Genomic DNA, 22,330 nt, shown 5'->3' with positions numbered 1-22,330 from the left:
GCGAATTTCTTGTTTAGTTAGACTGAAGCAAGGTCGATTGATTCAACGTAAAAATGGTTCGACCTTACTCCGTCTAGGGTTACTTCTTGCTCGGGTCAATTGGTATTTCCCAATTGACGTCCTCGTACGTTTTTGTTAATTGATCCATTTGGAATGTTAACTGAGCTGTATCTTTCAGATCGTTAAAGTAGTAGTACGTAGTACTTTTATTTGAATGGGCTCCTTCTTTCCAATCCACCAAATATAAATCTGATGAGTACAGCATATTACCTTGGATATCTTGTAAATAGGAATTGACCCATATATCTTTTGGGTATTCTTGCTCGATTTTCAACACGTTCAACTTATCAGGAAGTTTAGGCGTAAGCATTCTGTTTTTGATATCGTCAGCAAAGAATCGTTCGGCTTCTTCTTTTTTCATCTGCACGGTGCTTAATTTGATTTGAACGCCATGCTTCTCCGTTTGTACGGGTTCATGCTGAAGTTTTGCGATACTAGTAGGTATTTGGAAATTAATCGGTCGAACGGTCATTATGCTCTTTAATTCCAATGTGAATGGTTCTGTAAGCCACTGTTTCATAGGAAATATGGAGCCGCTCCATTTTTGTACAGGCTTGAGCTTTTCATTTTGTATTTCAAAAGAATAATAATCTGCTGTCGAAGTATATAATTGGGTTCTAACTTTGCCTTGCTTATCTTTTACATCAAAAACAGTGTGTACATCGATAAGCTCTTCGTCTACATTTTGCAACTCAAAGTTGAATTTTGCGGAACTTGGGAGCAGGTCTACCGCATTCAACTTCATTTGAATGCCACTGTTATGTGTATAGCTGTTACTAACAGGAATCGTACGAGTGGAGGATGCAGCTAAGCTGCGATCAATGGAAAAGCTTCTCTTCCAATTTCCTTTAACATGTCCGATACGAGTTAGGTTTACATGAAAGAGCAGTGGATCGGTTGAAGCTTTGTCTAACACGGATAGGAATACAACACCTTCATTTTTATCTTGATATTGACTGTGACCGACTATTTTCCCAGTCGTATTAGTCAAGTAGAACGGGCCTCCTTTGATACCACGTTTCCAATCCCAATCCCAATAAGTTAATACAGCTAACTCTCCTTGCTCGTCGTAGTACCAGATCTCTTTGCTCATCTTGGATGGATCAAAGTTCTTAAAGGTTCCATACCAACGGTCTATGATTTCTTGATCCACTAGTTTTAGCCCTGTGGTGTCATACTTTACAGGCAGCAGTGTTCCGTCAGGTTGCTCGACTCGATAATGCAATCCAACGACGTTTGCGTCCGCATACACTTCCTTGAATCGTAAAGTAACTCCTTGATCCGTTACTGCTTCAGTTATTGGGACAGATAAGCCAGCAGCAGCTCCTAATCGAACACTTTCATGCTCGGTGTTGAGTTTTTTATCAGCCAGCCAAGAAGTGAAGTTGCGGTTGATGGAATCTTTGCTAGATTCGCTATTCAATTCCTTCGTCTGCAATAAGTTCTTATCCACATTAGCAGTTACATTGGCATTCGTAAGTGTAAGAGAGCAGATCAGCACTAATGCTATTACCCCTACCACCGAGCGTCGATTGGATGGCTTATAATTCGCAATTGTTAATATTCGTTTCTTTAGTTCCTTTTTATTACCTGATAATTGAGTTAAGTTAGATAGTCGAAATGGGCGTGGTTGCAGCAAACTAATGATGGTGTGGCCATATTCAAATTTTTGTTCTTCTTGGATATAGGAAAGAGCAAGTGAATCACAAGCCATCTCTTGATCTTCGCGCATTCGTTTGTATGCATACCAGAGGATCGGATTGAACCAATGCAAGATGAGCATGGCGTACATGCAAGCATTGACCAATACATCTTTGCGCTTCAAATGAGCTAATTCATGTAGAAAAACAAAGGGAAGCTGAGCAGAGCTAAGACTGTCTATTACAGCTTGATTTAAAATAATACGCGGGCGAATAAAGCCAAACAAAGCAGGACTAGGCAAATTTTCTGACAATACCAATGGAATGTTTCTTGAAATGGACATCTTTTGCTTGCATTGCTCTAATGTGCCCACGAGCTGTGCGTCCGTAATTACAGGCTGCTTATAAATTAGTCTATAGATGCGTACATTCGCGAAAACAAAAAAGCTAGTAAACACAGTTACTCCGCTCAACCATAGGAAAAAAGCAACATCGAACCAGGAAAACGGAATGGATTTAGACTCGATTGCTGATGGTAGAGAAGGTACTGAAGGCAAAGAAGTAGGGACGTGATGAGGCTCTTCTCCTAGAGGTGTGGATTTTGTTACTATACTTGTTGGTTCAGGAGCAGATTCTGGAGATGTGATATCAGGTGATGTTACAGCTGGGCTCTGATTCTTGGCTTCGTGCGTGATAAGCGGAACGGTTGTATTCGTAGTAATGGTTGCATGTGAAGAATCTTTACTACTTTCCATACTTGATGGGTTTGCAGCTGGTGTTTCGATGGAATTATTGAATAAGAGCAAATTATAAATGCTAAATGAACTTTCAGGAGCCCAAGGTAGTATAAGTCGAAGTCCGACGGCAAGCCATATTAGGTAATGCCATCTCGGGCTTAACTTATTTCGCAGCATGGCTTTAATTAAGATAATAAGAATAACCAGCAAGCTCGCCATTATCGTCGTTTCTATAATCCATTCAAAGGCTTGCTGCATAAGGAGGATGAATTGACTCATAGACAATGATTCCTTTCCTAGTCAGATGAGGATTGAGATGATGGCTTTTCTTTCTCATCTAGTAATTGCTTTAGTTCCGCGATATCTTCGGAAGACAGCTTTCGTTCATTAATAAAGTTCACCAGCAATGGTTTGATGGCTCCACCATATAGACGCTGGAGAAGAGAATTCGTAACCTCACGTACACACTCATCTTCCGTAACCAATGGATAATAAGAGTAAGAGCGATTGGATTCTTGCTTATAAGCGATCACTTCCTTTTGAACTAAGCGACTAAGCAAAGTACGGATCGTTTTAGGGCTCCATTCCTTTGGTTTAGCCAGTGCATCTACGATTTCTGCCGACGTTCGTGGTGATCCTGCCCATAACACTTTCATTACTTCCCATTCTGCATCGGATATGTGAGGAGTTTGCTTCATAACATTCAACCTACCTTTCTGTGAAGATGGATTACATAAGTAGTCACGTGATGTATTGTAAATGTAAAATAATCACATGTCAACAAATGGATTTGTGTAAATGTATTAACCGAGTGAATTACAAATGAATTTTTCCAAATTACGATTGAGCTTCACACGCTGTCATGCTTTCCATGCAAAGCTTGTTTCTCTAGTTATTGTGTTGATTATTGTGAGATTACTAGTACGAAATATAGTGAATGGGTGAGCGTTAACTTTAACGAATCTTTAGATAAATTGAGTAACAACCTTAAACGGAGTTCCCCTAAAGCCTTGTATAATGTTAATACGCTTTAACTTAAAGGGGTAGAGCGTATGTGATAGAGAGCAATAGAGACATTAAAAAGCTGCTTCGAAATGAAACATGCACACTAATCGTAGAAATGGGAGTGACCATGAGATGAGAAAAATGATAACCGTGCTAACTACGCTTGTTCTGCTGCTATTTGGTGCAGCGTCTGCTTTTGCCGTAAGTCCAGTTACTAATACTGTGAGTAATATCGTGAATGATCCTACATTCGGAATAACAGCTGCTTATACGGGTCAAGATGCGGATGGCAAGCACCGTGTGCAATTGTCATGGAACAACCGCGGCAGCAATGTCACTTCCTATACAGTGTATCGTTATTCGACATTGTATCCGTGGGGTGGAGAAGTGGCAGCAGGCTGTGCGAACTTGACGACGACAAGCTGTGAGCATGTTAGTACAGCATATGGCCAGTATGGCTATGTAGTAAGAGCGTATTATCAGGATGGAAGTGTCGTGCAGTCCAAACCAGCGATTGTTAATATTCACAAATACTCGGGTTCCCCAGCAACACCTGTCATTTACGCTACTGAGCCTGTCAACGGCAGCTTTACTGTTGGTTTCAATCTCACTTCAGGCAACAACGCCGATAGATGGGAATTGAAAGAGAATGGACAAGGTGTCCTTTTATCTCCAAATTACACAGGATCATTAATTGAAAATGGTCAACAACCTCAGCATGCTTCCCAATCACTCAACAGGCCCTCAGGAACTTATGTATATCAAGTAAAGCTAGTTAATTCTTATGGAACTTCCCTATCATCGACGATAACGGTGATTGTACCTTAATTGAATTGTTTTCTTGCTGCATTTTTGCCGTAAAGAGTGCAACTAGTATAGACAGTTCCTGCCTAGGCGGGGACTGTCTATTTAATGATGGACCTTAAAGTCGTCGGTTAAAATAGTGTGAAATGATGAGCTTCATTATTGTACATACAGCATTTTTTTGCAGTATGCTTATCATTATAGAAGTTTCAATATTATATGGGTTGGAGGGAGTAGCAATGATACAAGCACGAAAGGGTAGGAGACTGCTTGTCGTAGGATGTTTTCTCCTTATGGTACTTGGTTTAACTGCTAACGTGCATAAAGAAAATACGCTTCCTTCACTAACCCCAGAACGCATTCAGCAGCTGCGTGAGTATTATCCCGTTTACAATTATGACCCTCCTAACTATGCTTTCAGACCAATCTCTTATCAGGAAATTATAGAACGATCAGAAACCGTCATTGTAGCAGAATCTATTGGTGAATTACCCGAATACGAGACGGATCTATTTGGCAAGCTCGGCATACCTGAACAGAAGGTTAATGAAAAGATAACAAGCAAAGTAATCCAGCCAATCCATTCAAAAAATACTCAATTTGAAGTGAAAATACTAGAGAGCATTAGCGGCAAACCTATAGAGGGCACGATTCGCCTTGTCTACAGCTCGGATTTTAGAGGATATGAACCCGCCCTCAAACCCGGAATGAAAATCGTTACAGGTATTGCACAAGGTGAAACTTTGCAGGGAGACAAATACTATTTTTCTAAACACGGGACCTATTATATCGTAGATAACGATTATGTGTTATCGGCGGTGGATGATGATTTCTCAAAATATATGAATGGAGGGACAGTTCATTCATTAATACAGAAAATCAAAATATTACATGGCAAGTAGCTGCATAACACATATGTTCATGTACGGGCTCGCAGTGCGATATAATGAATGAAAAGATTCCATGTATTTCATTCGATGCGCAATAACATAGAACATATAAAGGAGCCTTCTATGCATTCAACGATAAAGGGTATACGGGAAGAAGATAGTGTGAATCGCATACTTATCGTCCCCTTGGGTGAACGAGCGCTGCTCATCGATTGGGGTGGAGGTATAGCTAGACAGACACATGAACAGATACGGTTTTTTTGTTCACGTTTGGAACGGGCTGATGTATCTGGGGTACTTGAGTGTATACCTTCCTATACTACGGTTACTGTCATTTATGATCCGATGGAGCTGCGTGATCCAGAAACAGGTGCACCATGTTATCAACGCGATGGGCTGCTCGTATATTCTCCGTTTGAGCTTCTAAAGGGGATTGTTGAGGGAATACTTTGCTCGCTGGATTTGTCAGTGGAGACCACCGCAGCAAATATAGTGGACATTCCTGTTTGTTATGGAGGAGAGTTCGGGCCGGATTTACAAGAGGTAGCGGAGCATACGGGACTCCATGTGGAGGAAGTGATAGAACTGCATTGTAGTCCATCTTACCTGGTCTACATGGTCGGCTTTGCTCCAGGCTTCCCGTATCTCGGTGGTATGGATGAACGGCTAGCCGTTCCAAGGCGTAGTTCCCCACGGACGGCTATTACGCCAGGTTCAGTTGGTATTGGCGGCAGTCAGACGGGAGTCTATCCGTTGGCTACTCCGGGCGGATGGCGGCTCATCGGCAGGACGCCGCGCAAGTTGTTTCGTCCGGATCATCCAGAGCCTAGTTTATTGAAGATGGGTGATATCGTTCGCTTCTACCCGATTGAACCTGAACAATTTGCGGAATGGAAAGAGGATGAGCAATGAGCCTTTCAATAGTAAGGCCAGGTTTGCTCACAACGGTGCAAGACTTGGGTAGGTACGGATACCAGCAGCAAGGCGTTATTGTGAGCGGGGCTATGGATACATTTGCGCTGCGGGCAGCAAATATATTAGCGGGCAATGTGCCGGGTGCAGCTGCATTAGAGATTACGCTGCGCGGGCCAATGATTCGCTTTGAGGCTGATGCACTTATTGCGATTTGCGGTGGGGATTTATCTCCGACTATTAACGGCGAGAATGTACCGTCGTGGCGTCCAGTCCTCGTGAGGGCTGGCGAGATGCTGGAATTTGGAGATTGCCGAACAGGTGCGCGGACTTATTTGGCGGTAGCGGGCGGTATTGATGTGCCGATGGTGTTGCAAAGCCGAAGCTCGTATTTGCGCGCAGGAATTGGGGGGCATGAAGGCAGAGCTTTACGAGCGGGAGATGTGCTGCCTGTTGGTGCAGCTTCGAACCCTGCTGTTTCTTATATGAACCAACGTAGCGCTGCATTACAAGGAGTTCCTTTCCTAGTTACTTCTTGGTTTGTTGGCTATACAGCTCAGCCAGCTTATCGTCCTGAACCAGTTATTCGTTTCGTGCAAGGCCGTGAATTCAAGAAATTTACACCAGATAGCAGGGAGGAACTGGTCAATCGACGTTTCCGTGTTACGCCTCAGTCTGATCGGATGGGATATCGTCTCGAGGGAGCGGCACTTCGCTTAGAATCGTCTGATGAACTGCTCTCGGAAGCTGTATCATTCGGCACGATACAAGTACCACCAGATGGGAACCCGATTATTTTAATGGCAGATCGTCAGACAGTTGGCGGCTATCCTAAAATAGCTCAAGTAGCAAGTGTAGATTTGCCAGTATTGGCTCAAATCAAGCCGGGAGAACGAATCCGATTTGCCGAAATTTCATTAGAAGAAGCGCAGCAGCTGTATATTTCAGCAGAATTATCGTTGGTACGGTTAGCGACATCCATTCAGCTATATATGAAGACAGGAGGTCCCCGTTAAATGTATACGATTGACTTGAACTGTGATATGGGAGAAAGCTTTGGTGCTTATACGATTGGCAATGATGAAGCCATGCTTGACCTTGTAACATCTGTGAACATCGCTTGCGGCTACCATGCTGGTGATCCGCGTACGATGCGGCAAACGGTAATTATGGCGCTGAATAAGCAGGTAGGGATCGGGGCGCATCCAGGGCTGCCTGACTTGGCGGGCTTTGGCCGCCGCAATATGGCGATCACACCAGAAGAAGCGTATGATATGACCGTTTACCAGATCGGCGCCTTGGACGGCTTTATTCGTGCCGAAGGTGGAAAGATGCAGCATGTGAAGCCGCATGGGGCACTGTACAACATGGCAGCTCATCAGGAGAAGCTGGCGGAGGCGATTGCCGAGGCAGTCTATCGGGTCAATCCAGAGCTAGTGCTATATGGGCTGTCAGGCAGTCAATTGATTCGAGCGGGAGAGAGAATTGGACTGCGCACGGCGAGCGAAGTGTTTGCGGATAGAACATATTGTCGAGATGGAAGTCTTACACCGAGAGCGGAATCAGATGCACTAATTAGTGATCCATCCCAAGCGGTTGCTCAAATTCTCCAAATGGTCACATCAGGAACGGTTCGTTCGCGTGAGGATGTAGAAGTAAAGTTGAAGGCAGAGACGATCTGCATCCATGGAGATGGAGAGCATGCACGAGTGTTTGCCAGTCATATTCGGGATATGCTGATAGGGAAAGGGATACAGCTGCAAGCTGTTGGGCATCGTACGACGGGCTAGAAGAGTAGCGAATGTAATGGTGCTAACGGTTGTCATAGAGGCTAATTAGCCTACATTGATGTATTTTGAAATGTAAAGGATCTCAGAGAGCTTATTTGCCGGAAAGCGTTATATTATTCGCGTTCACTGCTAAAATAAGCTCGCCTATAACCGTTACATTTCTACGATGGATGATGTAGCGAAAATAACGTCAATGGCGCTCGTTAGCGAAATCCACTTGAGATTGTTATATATGACTAGTTAATCAATAGATTGACGCAAAGCAAACATTACTATTTTGCGCATTTATATTGACATGGAAAATTAGGGTGTGTTATATAAAAAAGAGGGATTAGCACTCCTCTTATTTGAGTGCTAACATCAGACAGCTGAAGCGCAGACTTTCTGCTGCGTTGAGACTTTTACGACTAATGAGACAACTACATAAGCATATATATTCTATTTTCCAATTTGAGAGGAGATTATTTGATGGCTAAGAAACAATTTAAAGCAGAATCCAAGCGTTTGCTGGAAATGATGATTAACTCCATTTACACGCAGCGTGAAATCTTTTTGAGAGAGTTAATTTCTAACGCAAGTGACGCGATCGACAAAATGTACTACAAAGCACTTGCTGACGAGTCAGTCGTATTTGAGAAAGAAAACTATTACATTAAAGTCGCGATCGATAAAGACAAGCGCACGTTGACGATTACCGATACAGGTATCGGAATGACAAAAGAAGATCTAGAGAACAACTTGGGCGTTATTGCAAAGTCCGGCTCGCTTGCATTTAAGGCAGAGAATGAGAGCAAAGACGGACACAACATTATTGGTCAATTTGGTGTCGGCTTCTATTCGGCATTCATGGTTGCGGATGTTGTAACGGTCGTGAGTAAGGCGATTGGCAGCGAAGAGGCATTCAAGTGGGAATCCAAAGGCGCAGACGGCTACACAATCGTGGCAAGCGAGAAAGCGACTATTGGTACGGAGATTACGCTTCGCATCAAGGACAACACGGAAGAAGACAACTATGATGAGTATTTGGACGAGTACCGTCTGAAAGCGATTATTAAGAAATATTCTGACTTCATTCGCTATCCGATCAAGATGGATGTGACGAGCCAACGTCCAATTGAGGGCAGTGAAGATAATGAGCTGGAGACGTACACAGAAGAACAAACGATCAACAGCATGGTTCCCATTTGGCGTAAAAATAGAAGCGAGCTGACGACGGAAGACTACGAGAACTTCTATAACGAGAAGCGCTATGGCTTCGACAAGCCGTTGAAGCATATTCACATTAGTGCAGACGGTGCGGTCGTATACAATGCGATTCTATTTATCCCAGAAAATACGCCGTTTGATTATTACACGAAGGAATATGAGAAAGGTCTTGAGCTCTATTCCAATGGTGTACTTATCATGAACAAATGTGCGGACTTGCTGCCAGATTACTTTGGTTTCGTGAAAGGTATGGTTGATTCCGAAGATCTGTCGCTTAACATTTCCCGTGAGATGCTGCAGCATGACCGTCAATTGACGCTTATTGCAAAAAATATTAAGAACAAGATTAAAGGCCAATTGCAAAGCTTGTTGAAGGATGAAAGAGAGAAGTACGATACGTTCTATCAAGCTTTCGGCAGACAGTTGAAATACGGCGTATACAGCGACTACGGCATGAACAAAGACGTGCTGCAAGACTTGCTCATGTTCTACTCTTCCACAGAGAAGAAGCTGGTAACATTGGATGAGTACGTATCGAGAATGCCGGAGGATCAAAAATACATTTACTATGCTTCAGGTGAATCTGTTGAGCGTATTGAGAAATCGCCGCAGACAGAGCTTGTATCCGATAAAGGCTATGAGATTCTCTACTTCACAGACGATATCGATGAGTTCGCGATCAAAATGATCATGAGCTACAAAGAGAAAGAGTTCAAAAACGTATCGAGCGGCGACTTGGGCATCGAAGCGGACGAGAACGAAGCTACTGAGGAAGAAGCAAATGACAACAAAGAGCTGTTCGAAGCAATGGCAGGCTTGCTGTCTGGCAAAGTGAAGAGCGTTAAAGCGTCCAAGCGTTTGAAGTCCCATCCAGTGTGCTTGTCCACGGAAGGCGAATTGACGATTGAGATGGAGAAAATATTGAAGGCTATGCCGAACAGTCAAGATGTGCAAGCAGACAAAGTGTTGGAGATTAACGTCAACCATGACGTATTCGCGTCTTTGAAAGCTGCGCATACATCTTCTGATCAAGAGAAGCTGGCATTGTACACGAACTTGTTGTACAGCCAAGCGCTGTTGATCGAAGGCTTGCCGCTGCAAGATCCAGTGGAGTTTACGAACAACATTTGTAAAGTGATGGTTTAATACAGCCGATAAGGTATAATAAAGATAATCCGTGTCTGGTACATGCCAGAGCGGATTATCTTTTTCTGTACATATGGTATAGGATGCGGTATATTTCAACATGCTTGGATTAAGAGTATGTTAGCATGGATATAACGTAATGAGTCTACATGAATCGATGTCCGTCGATTCAAAAAGGTAACGGAGTGATCATTTGAGTAAAAGCAAAGGTAAGGGTGGAACAGGCAGAGGAACAGGCAAGAAGGGCTGGAACCGCTGGCAGGCTGGTGAGAAGCGGAGACAGAATGCGCCAAAGCCTTATAAAAGCAAAGGCACTAAAAATGCCAGTGAAAATAATGCTAGCGCTAATAAAGGTGACTGATCTGATATAAAAAGCAATTTGCGTTCTCTTTACACATAAAGTGAACAAGCATATTTTGATACAGCAGTAAAAGGAGATGGAGTAAATGGAATTAGACAACCAAGAATTGCAACAAGATGCAGCTTCAAAATATGAGGAATTAAAAAAGGCAGCAAATCGTACATCTAATTGGAGAGAACGTTTGGATGCTGTTGAACAACTGGGTCAGTTGGACAATCCTCAAGTTATCGATGTACTCAAACATAGATTGATGAATGATACGGTGTATCAAGTTCAAGAAGCTGCTTACCGAGAACTTAAGAAACTTGGTGAAGATGTTCAGTTGCCGCCAAGAAAAAGTGGCGAAATCGTTAAAGGACTTACGAAATTGTTGGTGAGAATCAAAAAGAGCTTGCCAGCTGATCATACGTATGAGCAATTCAAAGAGAAGCTTCAAAAAATGCGTTCAGACGTATATGATGCGTACGAAGGACAAAAGGGCGATGAATTTGATCAGTGGCTCGAAAGCACGTGGGAATCGCTATCTAAAAAGTAGGTCGTCTGTATGTGTGTTAAATTTATTGATCATGTGAATAGGAAGAAAAACGATTGCATGTAAGTGCAGTCGTTTTTTTATGGGCATGGGCGCCCACCAGATGTGTTCTTTCAGAGATAAAAATTTTTGCTTACAATTTATTGAATTATCGTTATAACGAAATACTATATGGAAAAATTATCATATGAAACAGTGAGTTTGGTACATTACATAGTTGGGGGATAATCATGAAAAAAGTAATAGCTTTGATTGTAATGTGTGTATTTGTACTGTTAGGATGTGCTGAAAAAGAAACAAGTGCACCAAGTACGCCGCCACCAAAAGGGAATAAGCAATTGGAACAAAAACAAATCCTTGATAATAAAGTTAGTGTACTGGTCCCAAAAGGATTTGAAATTATGTCAGAAGAAATGGCCGCAACGAAATACCCTGGTGGAAATAGACCAACCTTAATCTTTACCGATGAAGACGCTTCTATAAATGTAGCTTTTAATCATTTACCCACTCCTATTTCCGAAGAAGAGCTAGAAAAATTTGTAGCTGCTACGAAAAAACAGTTTGAGCAACTACATCCAACTGCTACATGGTACGGTGATGGTGTGACCACTATTAATAATAAAACCGTCGGCTATGTAGAGCTGCTTACACCAGCGATAGATACAAACGTATACAACCTGATGTTCATGACGGAGGTAGACGGCAGAATTCTACTCGGGACATTTAATTGTACAGAAGAACAAATGGAAGAATGGCGTCTTAGCGCCAAGGAAATCATGCATTCGTTGCAAGTGAAATAATTTATAATGTTTTAAATAAAGACTACGGCATGCCGCTTTTCGGCATGCTTTTTTAGTGCGCTCTCAGCATCCTATATGACATATGTCATGTCCCCTCATGACGTTTATGACTATTGGCGATGACACGTTCTGCCTATAATAACAATAGACAAATACGTCCTTATTTAGCATGGAGCAATAGATTAGACTTGCAACGACTTGCTCTACACATGCCAAGTCAGGTCATGCTCTATTTATATAGTCGTTAAAGCGTCATATTTGGGAGGAATACATGCGATGACTCAAGCTCAACAAGCGAAGTTAAGAAAAGACATGATGCCTTATGAAAAATCAGATGCGAAAAAAAGTATTCGACAAATGATCAACACGCTCGTTCCTTTATTTTTACTTTGGTATGCCGCATACGCAAGCTTGTCCGTATCGTATTGGCTTACACTGCCGATCACGATCGTTGCAGCGGGCTTTGTGATTCGGACATTTATCATTTTTCATGACTGTTGTCACCAATCGTTCTTTAAGAGCCGCAAGGCAAATGATATTATCGGTTATATTACCGGTGTAATAACGCTTGTCCCTTATCAACAATGGAAAAATTGTCACGCCATCCATCATGCAACGAGCAGCAATCTCGACAAGCGTGGCATCGGGGATATGTGGGTACTGACTGTAGATGAGTATGAGGCAGCTCCATTAAAGACGAAAATAGGTTATAGAATATACCGCAATCCGTTCGTGATGCTCTTCATTGGACCAATTGCTATCTTTTTAGTTGCCTATCGCTTTAATCGTAAAGACGCTAGAAAGAAGGAAAAAATCAATACGCATTTGACGAATATCGGAATCGTAGCCTTGTATGCATTCATGTGCTGGCTCGTTGGTTGGCAGGCATTTGTTCTTATACAAGCACCAATTTTCTTTATCTCGGGAATGCTCGGAATATGGTTGTTCTATGTACAGCATCAATTCGAGGAATCATACTTCGAGCATGAAGATGAGTGGAGCTATGTGTTGGCTGCGGTAGAAGGAAGTTCGTACTACAAATTGCCGAAAGTGCTGCAATGGATTACAGGAAACATTGGTTTCCATCATGTGCATCATCTAAGCCCCAAAGTACCTAACTATAACTTGGAAAAGGCCCATGATGAGACGCCGCCGCTTCATCGCGCAACTACAATTACGCTCCGAACAAGCTTGGCTTCCCTTCGTTTCAGCTTGTGGGACGAAGAGAGCAAGACGTTTGTCAGCTTCAAGGATCATAAACGCATTATGATGCGTAAGAGTGTGTCGTTGAAGTAACAGCTTTCTTAAAGCAGAGCCAATAATAGTAGTCAAATTCAACTGAATATGGACAAGTTCCACCAAGGATATGGTACGATACAAGTAACGTTAAGCAGCTCAGAGAAAGGGAGGGTTAAGATGCAGAAGTGGTATCATATTTTTCAAAGAAGTACGGGTCTTAGCCCGTATGTGTGGGTTATCTTCTACATCCTCCCTTTCTATTTTATATTTAGTTCTAATTCTATGTATGAGACCATCATTGGTATCGTTATGGTGTTGATGTTTTTTGCTTGTTATGTACTTTCTTTCGTTTCAAAAGGGCGGATGATGTACTTCTGGACAGCGGTACAAATCTTAATTTCGGTTACGATGACGGTGCTGTTCGGCTATGTATATTTTTCGCTCTTTTTAGCGTTCTTTATCGGAAATATTCAGCATAAAGTAGGTTTTATTACCATGTATTGCATTCATCTCGTGACGACTTTCGTGACGATTAACTACGGATTTTTAACGAAGAATCCAGTTATGCTTACCCAGATACCCTTTATCCTTGTCAGCTTGCTCGGTGTCGTTCTCCTTCCGGTTACGACGTACAATCGAAACAAGCGTGAGAAGCTGGAAGTGCAGCTAGAGGATGCCAATAAACGGATTTCGGAATTGGTGAAGCTGGAAGAGCGTCAGCGAATTGCACGAGATCTGCATGATACATTAGGACAGAGACTCTCGCTAATTGGCTTGAAAAGTGATTTGGCGAGCAAGCTCATAACGAAGAATCCAACTCAAGCACAAGCTGAGATTAAGGATGTTCGACAGGCAGCTCGCAGTGCGTTAAAGGAAGTACGCGAGTTGGTTACTCAAATGCGTGGAGCTAGATTGGACGAAGAAATGTTCCGAGTGGAGCAAATTCTGAGGGCAGCCCAAATTGAATTCACGCTTAAAGGTGATGTGAAGCTGCCGAACACGTCATTATTGAATGAAAATGTGCTAAGCATGTGTGTGAAAGAAGCCGTTACGAATATCGTGAAACATAGTCATGCTGCGGCATGTTCCATCGAGATTGAATCTTCTGATACGAAGGCAACTATCAAGATTGAGGACAATGGGAGAGGATTACCCAAGTCCTTCAACCTTTCGAAAGGGAACGGACTTCAGGGGATGAAAGAGCGCCTTGAATTCGTGAATGGAACGATGGAGATGATATCTGATAATGGAATGACGCTCGTCATCAGTGTACCGAACGTATTCAAAGCACTTGAACAGGAGGTAGGGAAATCATGATTCGTATCGTAATAGCTGAAGATCAGCGAATGTTGCTTGGTGCGCTTGCTTCCCTGCTTGATTTGGAAGAGGATATGAGTGTCGTCGGTCGAGCGAGCAACGGTGAAGAAGCGGTTGAGTTAGTACGCCAGCATCAGCCGGATATTTGCGTCATGGATATCGAGATGCCGGGGATGAGCGGGCTGGAAGCAGCGGAGCAGTTGAAAGGTACTGGCTGCAAGGTGCTCATCTTAACTACATTTGCTCGGAGCGGATATTTTGACCGTGCACTCAAGGCAGGGGCAAATGGCTATTTGCTCAAAGACAGCCCGAGTGAAGAGTTGGCAAGTGCGATTCGCAGCATAATGGCAGGGCGCCGAATCTATGCATCGGATCTTGTCGATGAGTCTTATGGGGAATTGAACCCGTTAACCGAGCGCGAGAAAGAAGTACTTGAACTTATTGCAGATGGAAAAAATACAAAGGAAATCGCAAGCCAGCTGTATTTGACGACAGGAACGGTTCGCAACTACATTTCCGTTATTTTAGATAAGCTGGATGTCAGCAACCGGATTGAAGCGATTATGCGCTTTAAGGAGAAGGGCTGGTTTAAATAGTTTGAGAATGAAAGAAGACCGTCAGGAGATGAACGACATCTCTGACGGTCTTTTTTTGTGTATAGGTTGGTGCTTATCTCACAATATGAGTGCCAGCTTGGTTGTTAATCGCGTCTTTCAGGCTTTCTGGATTCGTAATGATAACACGTGAGCCGTTATTCTCTAAGAAGTTAAGGCTAGCCTCGATCTTCGGCAGCATACTTCCTGGTGCGAAATGATTTTCACTTACATACTGTTTTGTTTCTTCAACCGTAATTTGTTCAAGCGCTTTTTGATTCGGCTTGCCATAGTTGATGCATACTTGGGATACCCCTGTCGTAATGATCAGCGTCTCCGCTTTGATTTGTTCAGCTAATAGGCTTGTCGCAAAGTCTTTGTCAATTACGGCATCGATACCGTCGTACGTCTGGTCGCCTGTTTTGATAACAGGAATTCCACCGCCGCCAACTGCGATGACGACATAGCCGGCATCGATGAGGGAGCGAATGGCATCTTTTTCGACGATATCAACCGGCTTTGGAGATGGAACGACTCGGCGGTAACCGCGCCCTGCATCTTCGACAAACATCCAGTCTGGATGTTCATTTTTCATCGCTTGAGCCTGCTCTAGGGTAAAGAAGGAACCGACAGGTTTAGTTGGTTTTTGAAAATTAGGATCATCGGCGCTGACTTCTACTTGTGTGATGACGCTGGCTACTTTTTTATTGACGCCGCGTTTGGCAAATTCGTTCGTCAACGATTGTTGGATAAGATAGCCGATGCCGCCTTGTGTATCTGCAACACAGTTAACGAGCGGAATCGTCGGCATCCCGCTAATTTCATTAGCGATTTCCACACGTTGTAGAGCAAAGCCCACTTGCGGACCATTACCGTGGGTAACAACGACTTGGTACCCTTCTTGCACCATATCCGCAATATTGATGACGGTTTCACGCACGGCTTCAAATTGGTCCTGAATGGAGTCACGACCGTTATCCTTCACCAATGAGTTACCACCGATTGCTACAATTACTAATTTACCCATTGGTACAACCTCCTATAGTTATGATGCATTAGCATGTGGAGTGTCCAAGCTTGCTGTGCTTGGTTTATTCAACTTATAGGTGAGTGCATATAGAACGCCTGCGATAATCATGCCGCTAAGGAAAGCAGATTTGCTGATAGCAGCTAATACTTCGATATCTTTAAAGATGGAGCCGGATAACGTAATCAAGAAGCTGACACCGAGCACGGTGCAAGCCACGACATTATAGCCGCTTTTGTATTCACCGTTATCACCTTGCTTGACGTAGATAGCGGATAGATTCAGTATTCGCTTACGTTCAATAAAGAAACTGGCCAGCATAATGCCCGTAATTGGGCCATACATAGAACCGATAAAGCTGTAGAACATATAGAGCGCAGCAGTACCATTTACTAATTTCCAAGGCAAGATGAGCGTACCGATAATAGCTGTTAAAATAGCTGCCGATTTGACCGTAAATACTTTAGGCATTAACGCAGTCATTTGCAGACCAGAAGGAAGCAGGTTGCCGAACACAACGTAGCTTGTGGAACCGATGTTCAGGGCAAGCAGCAAGACGATAACGGCAAATGGATTGCCCATCGTATCGATTGCAGCTACGATGTCAAAGTTCTGTAAGCCAAACGCGATTTGTGTCCCTACTAACAATCCTACGCAAGTAATGCCAAATAAGACATAAGATGCAATCATACCAAGCGGCAAGCCGATCGTGGGTGCCTTATTTGTTTTTGCACGCTGTGTAAGATCCGAGATGTTAACGATCGGGCCGCCCCAATTGGATACTAAGGCGCTGACACAAGCGATGAAGACGAGCGGACTGCTCGTTGGATTAGCAGGTACATAGTCGAAGATCGGACCGAATCCGCCAGCAACATTAATCGCCCAAATCGCTGCACCCACGATGAACACATAAATAATCGGTGAAGACCACTTACTGAACAAGCTGAGCATTTTCATGCCACCCAAGAACAGTCCAACCGTGATGACCCACAAAACAATGTAGGATACCATCGTAGGGAAGTCTAAGCCGAGAAAGTTAAAGCCAGGGAGCATGTCCATATAACCAGGGAACATTTTAGAGAAGATGACGTTAAAGGACTGTGCCCCGATGATCGTTTTCGTTCCGAAAAATACAACGCCGGCTATCAATCCGCGACATATCGCTGGGATAATCGAACCTTTTACACCGAACGAGCTGCGAAGCAGCATCGAATAGCCGATCCCGTATTTCGATCCCGCGTATCCGTTCAACACGTAACCGATGGATACGATTACGGCTGCAAGCATAATCGCCCATAGCACTTGTGGAATCGATAGGCCAAGGACGAAAAATCCCGCTACGGTCATGTAGGACATTAGATTGTGCACCGCGCCCATCCAGACCGTTACGTAGTTGAAGGTCCCCCAGTCTCGTTTCTCTGCTGTCTTTGGCAATATATCTTCGGCATAGCCATAAGCTTTGAATTGCGCATACTCGCTTTGCTGTTTGTCTTGCTGTTCCATGTTCATTCACCTTTCTTTCCTAAGATGAAAAACGTGCGCTTAAGTTGAAGGTAAGATCAAACACTCTATTCCCCGAATTGCGTTGGAGAGCAGATCGTTTTTTCGATCGCTGTTGTAGTCAAATTGTTTTTTATCGAATTAGGATGGATACAATTTGACTACAAAGGCGACCACTTCGTTTCTACAAAACGATTCTGCTCCCTTTCGCTAAAGGGGAAACCATCAGTTCTGTCCTCTCACATGGAGAGCAGTTCGCTTTTAATTGGACAATTTATTTAATCTCTTCACTTAGCGTAAGCAATGCTTTCTCAAAGCAATCCACTGGCGGGTACGTAATGCCCGCGCCGATCATGCCGATACCTGCATCTTTATGGGCAATCGCGGTATTAATAACAGGCATAATACCTGTTTGCACGACACTTCGAATATCAATACCAGTAGGAACGCCGCTGAAGTTTAAGAGCGGAATCGTAACGTTAGGATTTTCAGCTGTTGTAATTTCTTTCATTTTCGTCGAGAAGCCCAATGCTTCTTCTACCGTTCCACCGACAAGTGCAACAATCGCTGGCGCAGCAGCCATCGCGAAACCGCCGATACCATACGTTTCGGTAATCGCACTGTCACCGATATCAAGGCCGGAGTCTTCTGGCTTGTAGCCAGCAAACATCGGTCCAACTACTTTTTGCGCAGGGCCTGTAAACCATGTGTTACCTGCCATACCGCTTACGCGAATGCCGAATTCTACGCCGTTGCGAGCCATCGTCGTGACGATCGTACTGTTCTCAATCCCGTGTGCTGCATCGAGCGCACATTTGCACATCGCCATCCATGTTGGTCCAGAGAAATAATCACTGCTCGCTACAAAATCAAACACTTCGCGTTTCTGTTCCGTTGTGTAGTTGGTTTCCAAAATGTAAGGCGTAAGCGCTTGGATAAGGAGGCTTGTTCCCGCATTGTTACGGTTATGGCACTCGTCACCCATATGAAGTGCTTGAGCCAACATCAGGCGCAGATCAATACCGTTCGATAGTTTCATTGCATCTCTCAGCATCGGGCCCAATACATCGCGCATCCAATTCAGACGTGCGATAACACTTTCATCATTCGCACCCATGCGAAGAATTTTGGACATTTGCTCACTCAAGTTCGTGTATGCGATATTACCGTACGTTTTATTTTCTACGACGTGCATGAACATCGAAGCAGATGTAACGCCCGCCATGGAACCAACACAATTATGCTCATGACAAGGGGAGAAGGTAATCTGGCCAGATGCAGCAACTTCAGCTGCTTCTTCCACATTCTTAGCGAGCCCTTCAAATACGATCGCTCCCGTAACTGCACCTTTCATCCCGCCGCACATGCGATCCCAAGTGATAGGAGGACCAGCGTGTAAGATCGTTGTTTTTGTCATTCCAGGGACAACGTTGATGGCTTGGTCGAATCCAATAAGCACCGGCTGTGATTGAAGAATACGCTCTACAGCTACTTTGTTCGCTGCTTCGATCTTAGCTGAGATGTCCACATTTTCGAGCTTATCCAATGCTTTAATCAGTTCAGGTTTACCGCCCCCGGGTGGTTTCCACTCCAGATGAGCTGCACTGGCATGCTGCTTCAACATGTCGTCTTTGAAAAATTCGATTCCTACGTTAATAGCGGATATTTTGCTATTGAAAAGTTCGTTAATTTTGCTCATCGTTCGTTATGCCCCTTTCACGACAAATTCTCTAGCTAGCAAACCTGCATTTGTACTACTGCTCGCGATCGTTACGCCAGCCTCCATCAAGCGATTGACTTGATCCTCCAGCTTAGGGTTGTCTTGATCCGTTCCAAGCACATAGCCGAGAATTTCAAGATGTCTTCCTTCTTTCTCTGCAAGCTGCTTCGCTTCTATAATGGCAGGAAGCATAACGCCAACTGGATCTTCATGCGAGCCGAAGCCAAGAATGAAGTCCATCACGATAACACCGACAGATGGATCTTTCGCTTCTTGCATTAAGCGAGCAATACGATTCGATGGATCGATCATCGGGTGAGGCTTACCGTTCGTAAAGTCATCATCGCCTAGATCCAAGAATGTATGAGCCTTGCTCACATTTAGATCCTTCAGCTTATAGTCAGGGTTCTTTTGAATGTTGCTGTATACATCCTCGAACTTCTCCATTGCGATATACATCGCTTCATCACAGAGCGTGCCACCGCAGAACAATCCGCGAATGTACTTTTGCTCTGGTGTTAATTTAGCGCGTACTTCTTCAACGAGTGGAATATTGAGTGCGCGCTTGTTAATTTTGCTTTCGTCTGAACCAGCCAGAACGACCGCTTTGAGCGCTGCTTCCTTAGATGTTTTAGCAAAGTGTCCGCCTGCTGCAACAACTGGTTCTTCTTGTCCACCGATAAAGTACACAACGACTGGCTTTTTACACTGCTTTATTTGATCGAGCACTTTCTTCTCTACACTTGGGTGAGGAGGCTTGGAAATGAGCACGATAACCTTCGTCGCATCATCTGCATCCAATGCCTTCATACCGTCAAGCATCATGATGCCACCGACCTGCTCGCTCAAGTCTCTGCCACCTGTACCAATTAGCTGTGTAATGCCGCCGCCAAAGTCGTGTATGCGGACGCTAACTTCTTGGCTTCCCGTACCAGATGCGCCAACGATTCCGATATCGCCTTTTCTAACGCTGTTGCCGAAGCACAAAGCGACATTGCCGAGAATGGCTGTACCGCAGTCAGGTCCCATCATGAGCAAGCCTTTTTCATGCGCATATTGCTTCAAAGCAATTTCGTCTTCGATGCTTACGTTGTCGCTGAACAACATGACATGCAGGTCGTTCTCCAACGCTTTTCTTGCTTCTCTTGCTGCATAAGCACCGTTGACGGAAATCACTGCAAGATTTGCTTCTGGAATGCTTTTCGCTGCCGAATCAATCGTGGCATATTTGATTTCGCTGGCACCCTTGGCACTGTCTTTCTTCGTAAACAATTCCTCAACTGCTGCGTATGCGCTTTCACAAATGGCATCAGTTGCAGCCTTGATGACAATCAACAAATCACTGCTTTTTACTGCTTCAATTTCAGGAGTAAGCAAGCCGACATTGCGCAGTACTTCTTTATTCATTTCTGTCCCCATGGCGATGACTGCTTGCTCAACACCTTCGATTTGGTTCGCTTTTGTGGACAAAGACATTAGCGATACGGAATCAAAATAAGTGCTCTGCTTAATTACAACTTTTGTAGACATACGTTACCTCCGTTTTCAATATGGATTTCCAATCCGCATATAAGTCCTAGAGCAATGTCTGTTCCAGAAGAAGATCCTATGTTCAATACACGACTCAAAGCATTAATCAGTTCGTCTTGGTTAGGTGAGGCTAGAGCGTGAAGCAAATTCACGATAGATGCTCTCACTTTGCCAACTGCTGCTTTTTTTAAGGTCATGTAGCTAATATCGTTCGTTAATCCTTTTGCCGTGTCTGCTGTTTCTTCACACCATTGCATATCTTGGCGGTAAGGGTTATTTGGCAAGCTCATAATGGTGAACAACCCGACTAGAAAATCATCGCCAGACGGTGTCAAACCAGGGCCAAGGCCGATAAGGCTAGTCGCATGCTGTGTGGCAGATGGCAAGTGGTTGAGTAAAGCATGCTTTAGCAAGCTAGATCGTTCATGAAGCATTTTGGATACTTCATTTTCGAACGAATGATTGGATCGGGATTGACCGCCTTGCTTCATGCCACCAGTGTGGCCATACAAGTGAATGTGTTCTCGCATGATCTCAAGGTTGCGTTGCAATTGCTCTGCATCTTTAGGGAAGTCAGGTAATCGGCATTCCCACTTGTAAACCTGATGAATCGGAACAATCAACTTATTTCCCATGCACAAATGTCCATTCTCTACATAAACATTATCGTTAACACCAAGTCCAAGTTCATGAAAATGACTGATTTCCGTAACAAGCGTATTTGGCCCATTATCCATGCTGCGGCATGCAACGGTGTATAGTTCGCCATTTTCCAAACGCTCAATATTGACTGTTTTATCAAAGATGCTATGAATCCAACCGCTGAACGTCGACCTTTCAATGACTTGAACAAATTCGATATCACCGGATAGGGCATGCCGCACCGTCGTCATTCTCATCACATCCAATTGTGAATTAGGCTCCAGCTTGCAATAAGATTTGCTCGATTTCCTTGAAGCCTTTTTGTCTAGCAAGTTCAATTGGCGGTACGCCATATTTATCTACCATGTGAACGTTTGCGCCGTGTTCGATAAGCATTTTAATAATCTCTTGTTGTCTTTCGCCGCCGTCATTGAGAATGATTGCTTCAATTAGTGGAGTCCAGCCGCAAATGTTCGTGTGATTCACATTGATATCTGTTGTCGTGAGCAGCTCACGAACGACTTCGACATGACCTTTTTCACTTGCTGGAGTTATACCTACGCCGCCAAAACGCGTCAATAGCTCGATGTTGGTGTTTGCTTGAATCATTATTTTGATCAGTTCCAGCTTGCCGTTAATACAGCCGTATAGGAAAGGATTGAAACAAGTTTCATCTTGCAAATCAATGTCTGCCCCTGCTTGAATGAGAAACTGGACTGCGTCTAGCTGATCATTCATCGCAGCAACTAAAATGGCGGTCCTTTTTTGTTTGTTGCGAGCATTAATGTCTACACCTTGATCTAGATGCTGTTGTAATGCTGCTACATCACCTTTGCTAGCTGCTTCGAGAAAAGATAGAATCATGTTGTTGTCCAAAAT

General features: G+C 43.8%; 20 protein-coding genes. 12 read left to right on the top strand and 8 right to left on the bottom strand.

What is annotated here, in order from left to right:
- Positions 1-79 precede the first annotated feature (79 nt).
- Together NQ117_RS22010 and NQ117_RS22005 are read right to left on the bottom strand one after the other, a co-directional pair.
- On the bottom strand, positions 80-2,716 hold the full coding sequence (locus tag NQ117_RS22010) for a M56 family metallopeptidase (protein WP_258280166.1): 2,637 nt from the start codon (positions 2,714-2,716) through the stop codon (positions 80-82).
- 17 nt (positions 2,717-2,733) lie between these two features.
- Positions 2,734-3,135, bottom strand: coding sequence for a BlaI/MecI/CopY family transcriptional regulator (locus NQ117_RS22005; RefSeq protein WP_258280165.1), 402 nt, complete (start codon positions 3,133-3,135; stop codon positions 2,734-2,736).
- 439 nt (positions 3,136-3,574) lie between these two features.
- Between NQ117_RS22005 and NQ117_RS22000 the strand changes: the two genes are divergently transcribed.
- The 12 genes from NQ117_RS22000 to NQ117_RS21945 all read left to right on the top strand — a co-directional run bounded on the left by NQ117_RS22000 (position 3,575) and on the right by NQ117_RS21945 (position 15,035).
- Positions 3,575-4,270, top strand: a complete 696-nt coding sequence (locus tag NQ117_RS22000) for a hypothetical protein (protein ID WP_258280164.1) — start codon at positions 3,575-3,577, stop codon at positions 4,268-4,270.
- Between the two features lie 215 nt (positions 4,271-4,485).
- Entirely contained in the window at positions 4,486-5,148 is a 663-nt protein-coding gene (locus tag NQ117_RS21995) for a hypothetical protein (protein ID WP_258280163.1), read from the top strand.
- 111 nt (positions 5,149-5,259) lie between these two features.
- Positions 5,260-6,048: a 5-oxoprolinase subunit PxpB gene (gene pxpB, locus NQ117_RS21990; protein ID WP_258280162.1), complete on the top strand. Its 789-nt coding sequence runs from the start codon at positions 5,260-5,262 to the stop codon at positions 6,046-6,048.
- Positions 6,045-7,064 (top strand): 5-oxoprolinase subunit C family protein, encoded by a 1,020-nt coding sequence (locus NQ117_RS21985; RefSeq protein WP_258280161.1) that lies wholly within the window; start codon positions 6,045-6,047, stop codon positions 7,062-7,064. Before pxpB ends, NQ117_RS21985 begins: the two co-directional genes overlap by 4 nt.
- Positions 7,065-7,838: a LamB/YcsF family protein gene (locus tag NQ117_RS21980; protein ID WP_258280160.1), complete on the top strand. Its 774-nt coding sequence runs from the start codon at positions 7,065-7,067 to the stop codon at positions 7,836-7,838.
- 468 nt (positions 7,839-8,306) lie between these two features.
- On the top strand, positions 8,307-10,190 hold the full coding sequence (htpG, locus tag NQ117_RS21975; RefSeq protein WP_258280159.1) for a molecular chaperone HtpG: 1,884 nt from the start codon (positions 8,307-8,309) through the stop codon (positions 10,188-10,190).
- 193 nt (positions 10,191-10,383) lie between these two features.
- On the top strand, positions 10,384-10,551 hold the full coding sequence (locus tag NQ117_RS21970; RefSeq protein ID WP_258280158.1) for a DUF3934 family protein: 168 nt from the start codon (positions 10,384-10,386) through the stop codon (positions 10,549-10,551).
- 85 nt (positions 10,552-10,636) lie between these two features.
- Entirely contained in the window at positions 10,637-11,086 is a 450-nt protein-coding gene (locus tag NQ117_RS21965; RefSeq protein ID WP_258280157.1) for a HEAT repeat domain-containing protein, read from the top strand.
- 227 nt (positions 11,087-11,313) lie between these two features.
- Positions 11,314-11,883, top strand: a complete 570-nt coding sequence (locus NQ117_RS21960; RefSeq protein ID WP_258280156.1) for a hypothetical protein — start codon at positions 11,314-11,316, stop codon at positions 11,881-11,883.
- A 276-nt stretch (positions 11,884-12,159) separates the two neighbouring features.
- Positions 12,160-13,179, top strand: a complete 1,020-nt coding sequence (gene desA, locus NQ117_RS21955) for a Delta(5) desaturase DesA (protein WP_258280155.1) — start codon at positions 12,160-12,162, stop codon at positions 13,177-13,179.
- 120 nt (positions 13,180-13,299) lie between these two features.
- A complete protein-coding gene (locus NQ117_RS21950) occupies positions 13,300-14,439 on the top strand; it encodes a sensor histidine kinase (RefSeq protein ID WP_258280154.1) in 1,140 nt (379 codons plus the stop codon).
- The gene (locus NQ117_RS21945; protein ID WP_258280153.1) at positions 14,436-15,035 is read left to right on the top strand and encodes a response regulator transcription factor; all 600 of its coding nucleotides are present in this window, start codon (positions 14,436-14,438) and stop codon (positions 15,033-15,035) included. Before NQ117_RS21950 ends, NQ117_RS21945 begins: the two co-directional genes overlap by 4 nt.
- A 73-nt stretch (positions 15,036-15,108) precedes the next feature.
- Here the strand turns inward: NQ117_RS21945 and arcC are convergent, their stop codons facing one another.
- The 6 genes from arcC to NQ117_RS21915 form a co-directional block, all read right to left on the bottom strand.
- Positions 15,109-16,059: a carbamate kinase gene (gene arcC / locus NQ117_RS21940; protein WP_258280152.1), complete on the bottom strand. Its 951-nt coding sequence runs from the start codon at positions 16,057-16,059 to the stop codon at positions 15,109-15,111.
- A gap of 18 nt (positions 16,060-16,077) precedes the next feature.
- Positions 16,078-17,562: a cytosine permease gene (locus NQ117_RS21935; RefSeq protein ID WP_258280151.1), complete on the bottom strand. Its 1,485-nt coding sequence runs from the start codon at positions 17,560-17,562 to the stop codon at positions 16,078-16,080.
- A gap of 271 nt (positions 17,563-17,833) precedes the next feature.
- Positions 17,834-19,258, bottom strand: coding sequence for a YlbE family protein (locus NQ117_RS21930; protein WP_258280150.1), 1,425 nt, complete (start codon positions 19,256-19,258; stop codon positions 17,834-17,836).
- A 6-nt stretch (positions 19,259-19,264) separates the two neighbouring features.
- Positions 19,265-20,809, bottom strand: coding sequence for an acyl-CoA synthetase FdrA (fdrA, locus tag NQ117_RS21925; protein ID WP_258280149.1), 1,545 nt, complete (start codon positions 20,807-20,809; stop codon positions 19,265-19,267).
- Positions 20,791-21,702: an oxamate carbamoyltransferase subunit AllH family protein gene (locus NQ117_RS21920; RefSeq protein ID WP_258280148.1), complete on the bottom strand. Its 912-nt coding sequence runs from the start codon at positions 21,700-21,702 to the stop codon at positions 20,791-20,793. Before NQ117_RS21920 ends, fdrA begins: the two co-directional genes overlap by 19 nt.
- Positions 21,703-21,724: 22 nt before the next feature.
- The gene (locus NQ117_RS21915; RefSeq protein ID WP_375163117.1) at positions 21,725-22,315 is read right to left on the bottom strand and encodes an ankyrin repeat domain-containing protein; all 591 of its coding nucleotides are present in this window, start codon (positions 22,313-22,315) and stop codon (positions 21,725-21,727) included.
- Between the last annotated feature and the right edge of the window lie 15 nt (positions 22,316-22,330).

This window comes from Paenibacillus sp. SC116 (genome assembly GCF_024733555.1).
Taxonomy (GTDB): Bacteria; Bacillota; Bacilli; order Paenibacillales; family Paenibacillaceae; genus Paenibacillus_B.
The sequence above is the reverse complement of the archived record's forward strand: the minus strand, read 5'-3'. Positions and strand labels throughout refer to the sequence as shown.

Bases quoted from the DNA above. Each gene is read 5' to 3' on its own strand.
- NQ117_RS21960 (WP_258280156.1), top strand. From the start codon at position 11,314: ATGAAAAAAGTAATAGCTTTGATTGTAATGTGTGTATTTGTACTGTTA.
- NQ117_RS21935 (WP_258280151.1), bottom strand. From the start codon at position 17,562: ATGGAACAGCAAGACAAACAGCAAAGCGAGTATGCGCAATTCAAAGCT.
- NQ117_RS21915 (WP_375163117.1), bottom strand. From the start codon at position 22,315: ATGATTCTATCTTTTCTCGAAGCAGCTAGCAAAGGTGATGTAGCAGCA.
- NQ117_RS21965 (WP_258280157.1), top strand. From the start codon at position 10,637: ATGGAATTAGACAACCAAGAATTGCAACAAGATGCAGCTTCAAAATAT.
- NQ117_RS22010 (WP_258280166.1), bottom strand. From the start codon at position 2,716: ATGAGTCAATTCATCCTCCTTATGCAGCAAGCCTTTGAATGGATTATA.
- NQ117_RS21930 (WP_258280150.1), bottom strand. From the start codon at position 19,258: ATGAGCAAAATTAACGAACTTTTCAATAGCAAAATATCCGCTATTAAC.
- NQ117_RS22005 (WP_258280165.1), bottom strand. From the start codon at position 3,135: ATGAAGCAAACTCCTCACATATCCGATGCAGAATGGGAAGTAATGAAA.
- NQ117_RS21950 (WP_258280154.1), top strand. From the start codon at position 13,300: ATGCAGAAGTGGTATCATATTTTTCAAAGAAGTACGGGTCTTAGCCCG.
- NQ117_RS21995 (WP_258280163.1), top strand. From the start codon at position 4,486: ATGATACAAGCACGAAAGGGTAGGAGACTGCTTGTCGTAGGATGTTTT.
- NQ117_RS21980 (WP_258280160.1), top strand. From the start codon at position 7,065: ATGTATACGATTGACTTGAACTGTGATATGGGAGAAAGCTTTGGTGCT.
- fdrA (WP_258280149.1), bottom strand. From the start codon at position 20,809: ATGTCTACAAAAGTTGTAATTAAGCAGAGCACTTATTTTGATTCCGTA.
- NQ117_RS21985 (WP_258280161.1), top strand. From the start codon at position 6,045: ATGAGCCTTTCAATAGTAAGGCCAGGTTTGCTCACAACGGTGCAAGAC.
- pxpB (WP_258280162.1), top strand. From the start codon at position 5,260: ATGCATTCAACGATAAAGGGTATACGGGAAGAAGATAGTGTGAATCGC.
- htpG (WP_258280159.1), top strand. From the start codon at position 8,307: ATGGCTAAGAAACAATTTAAAGCAGAATCCAAGCGTTTGCTGGAAATG.
- desA (WP_258280155.1), top strand. From the start codon at position 12,160: ATGACTCAAGCTCAACAAGCGAAGTTAAGAAAAGACATGATGCCTTAT.
- NQ117_RS21920 (WP_258280148.1), bottom strand. From the start codon at position 21,702: ATGACGACGGTGCGGCATGCCCTATCCGGTGATATCGAATTTGTTCAA.
- NQ117_RS22000 (WP_258280164.1), top strand. From the start codon at position 3,575: ATGAGAAAAATGATAACCGTGCTAACTACGCTTGTTCTGCTGCTATTT.
- arcC (WP_258280152.1), bottom strand. From the start codon at position 16,059: ATGGGTAAATTAGTAATTGTAGCAATCGGTGGTAACTCATTGGTGAAG.
- NQ117_RS21945 (WP_258280153.1), top strand. From the start codon at position 14,436: ATGATTCGTATCGTAATAGCTGAAGATCAGCGAATGTTGCTTGGTGCG.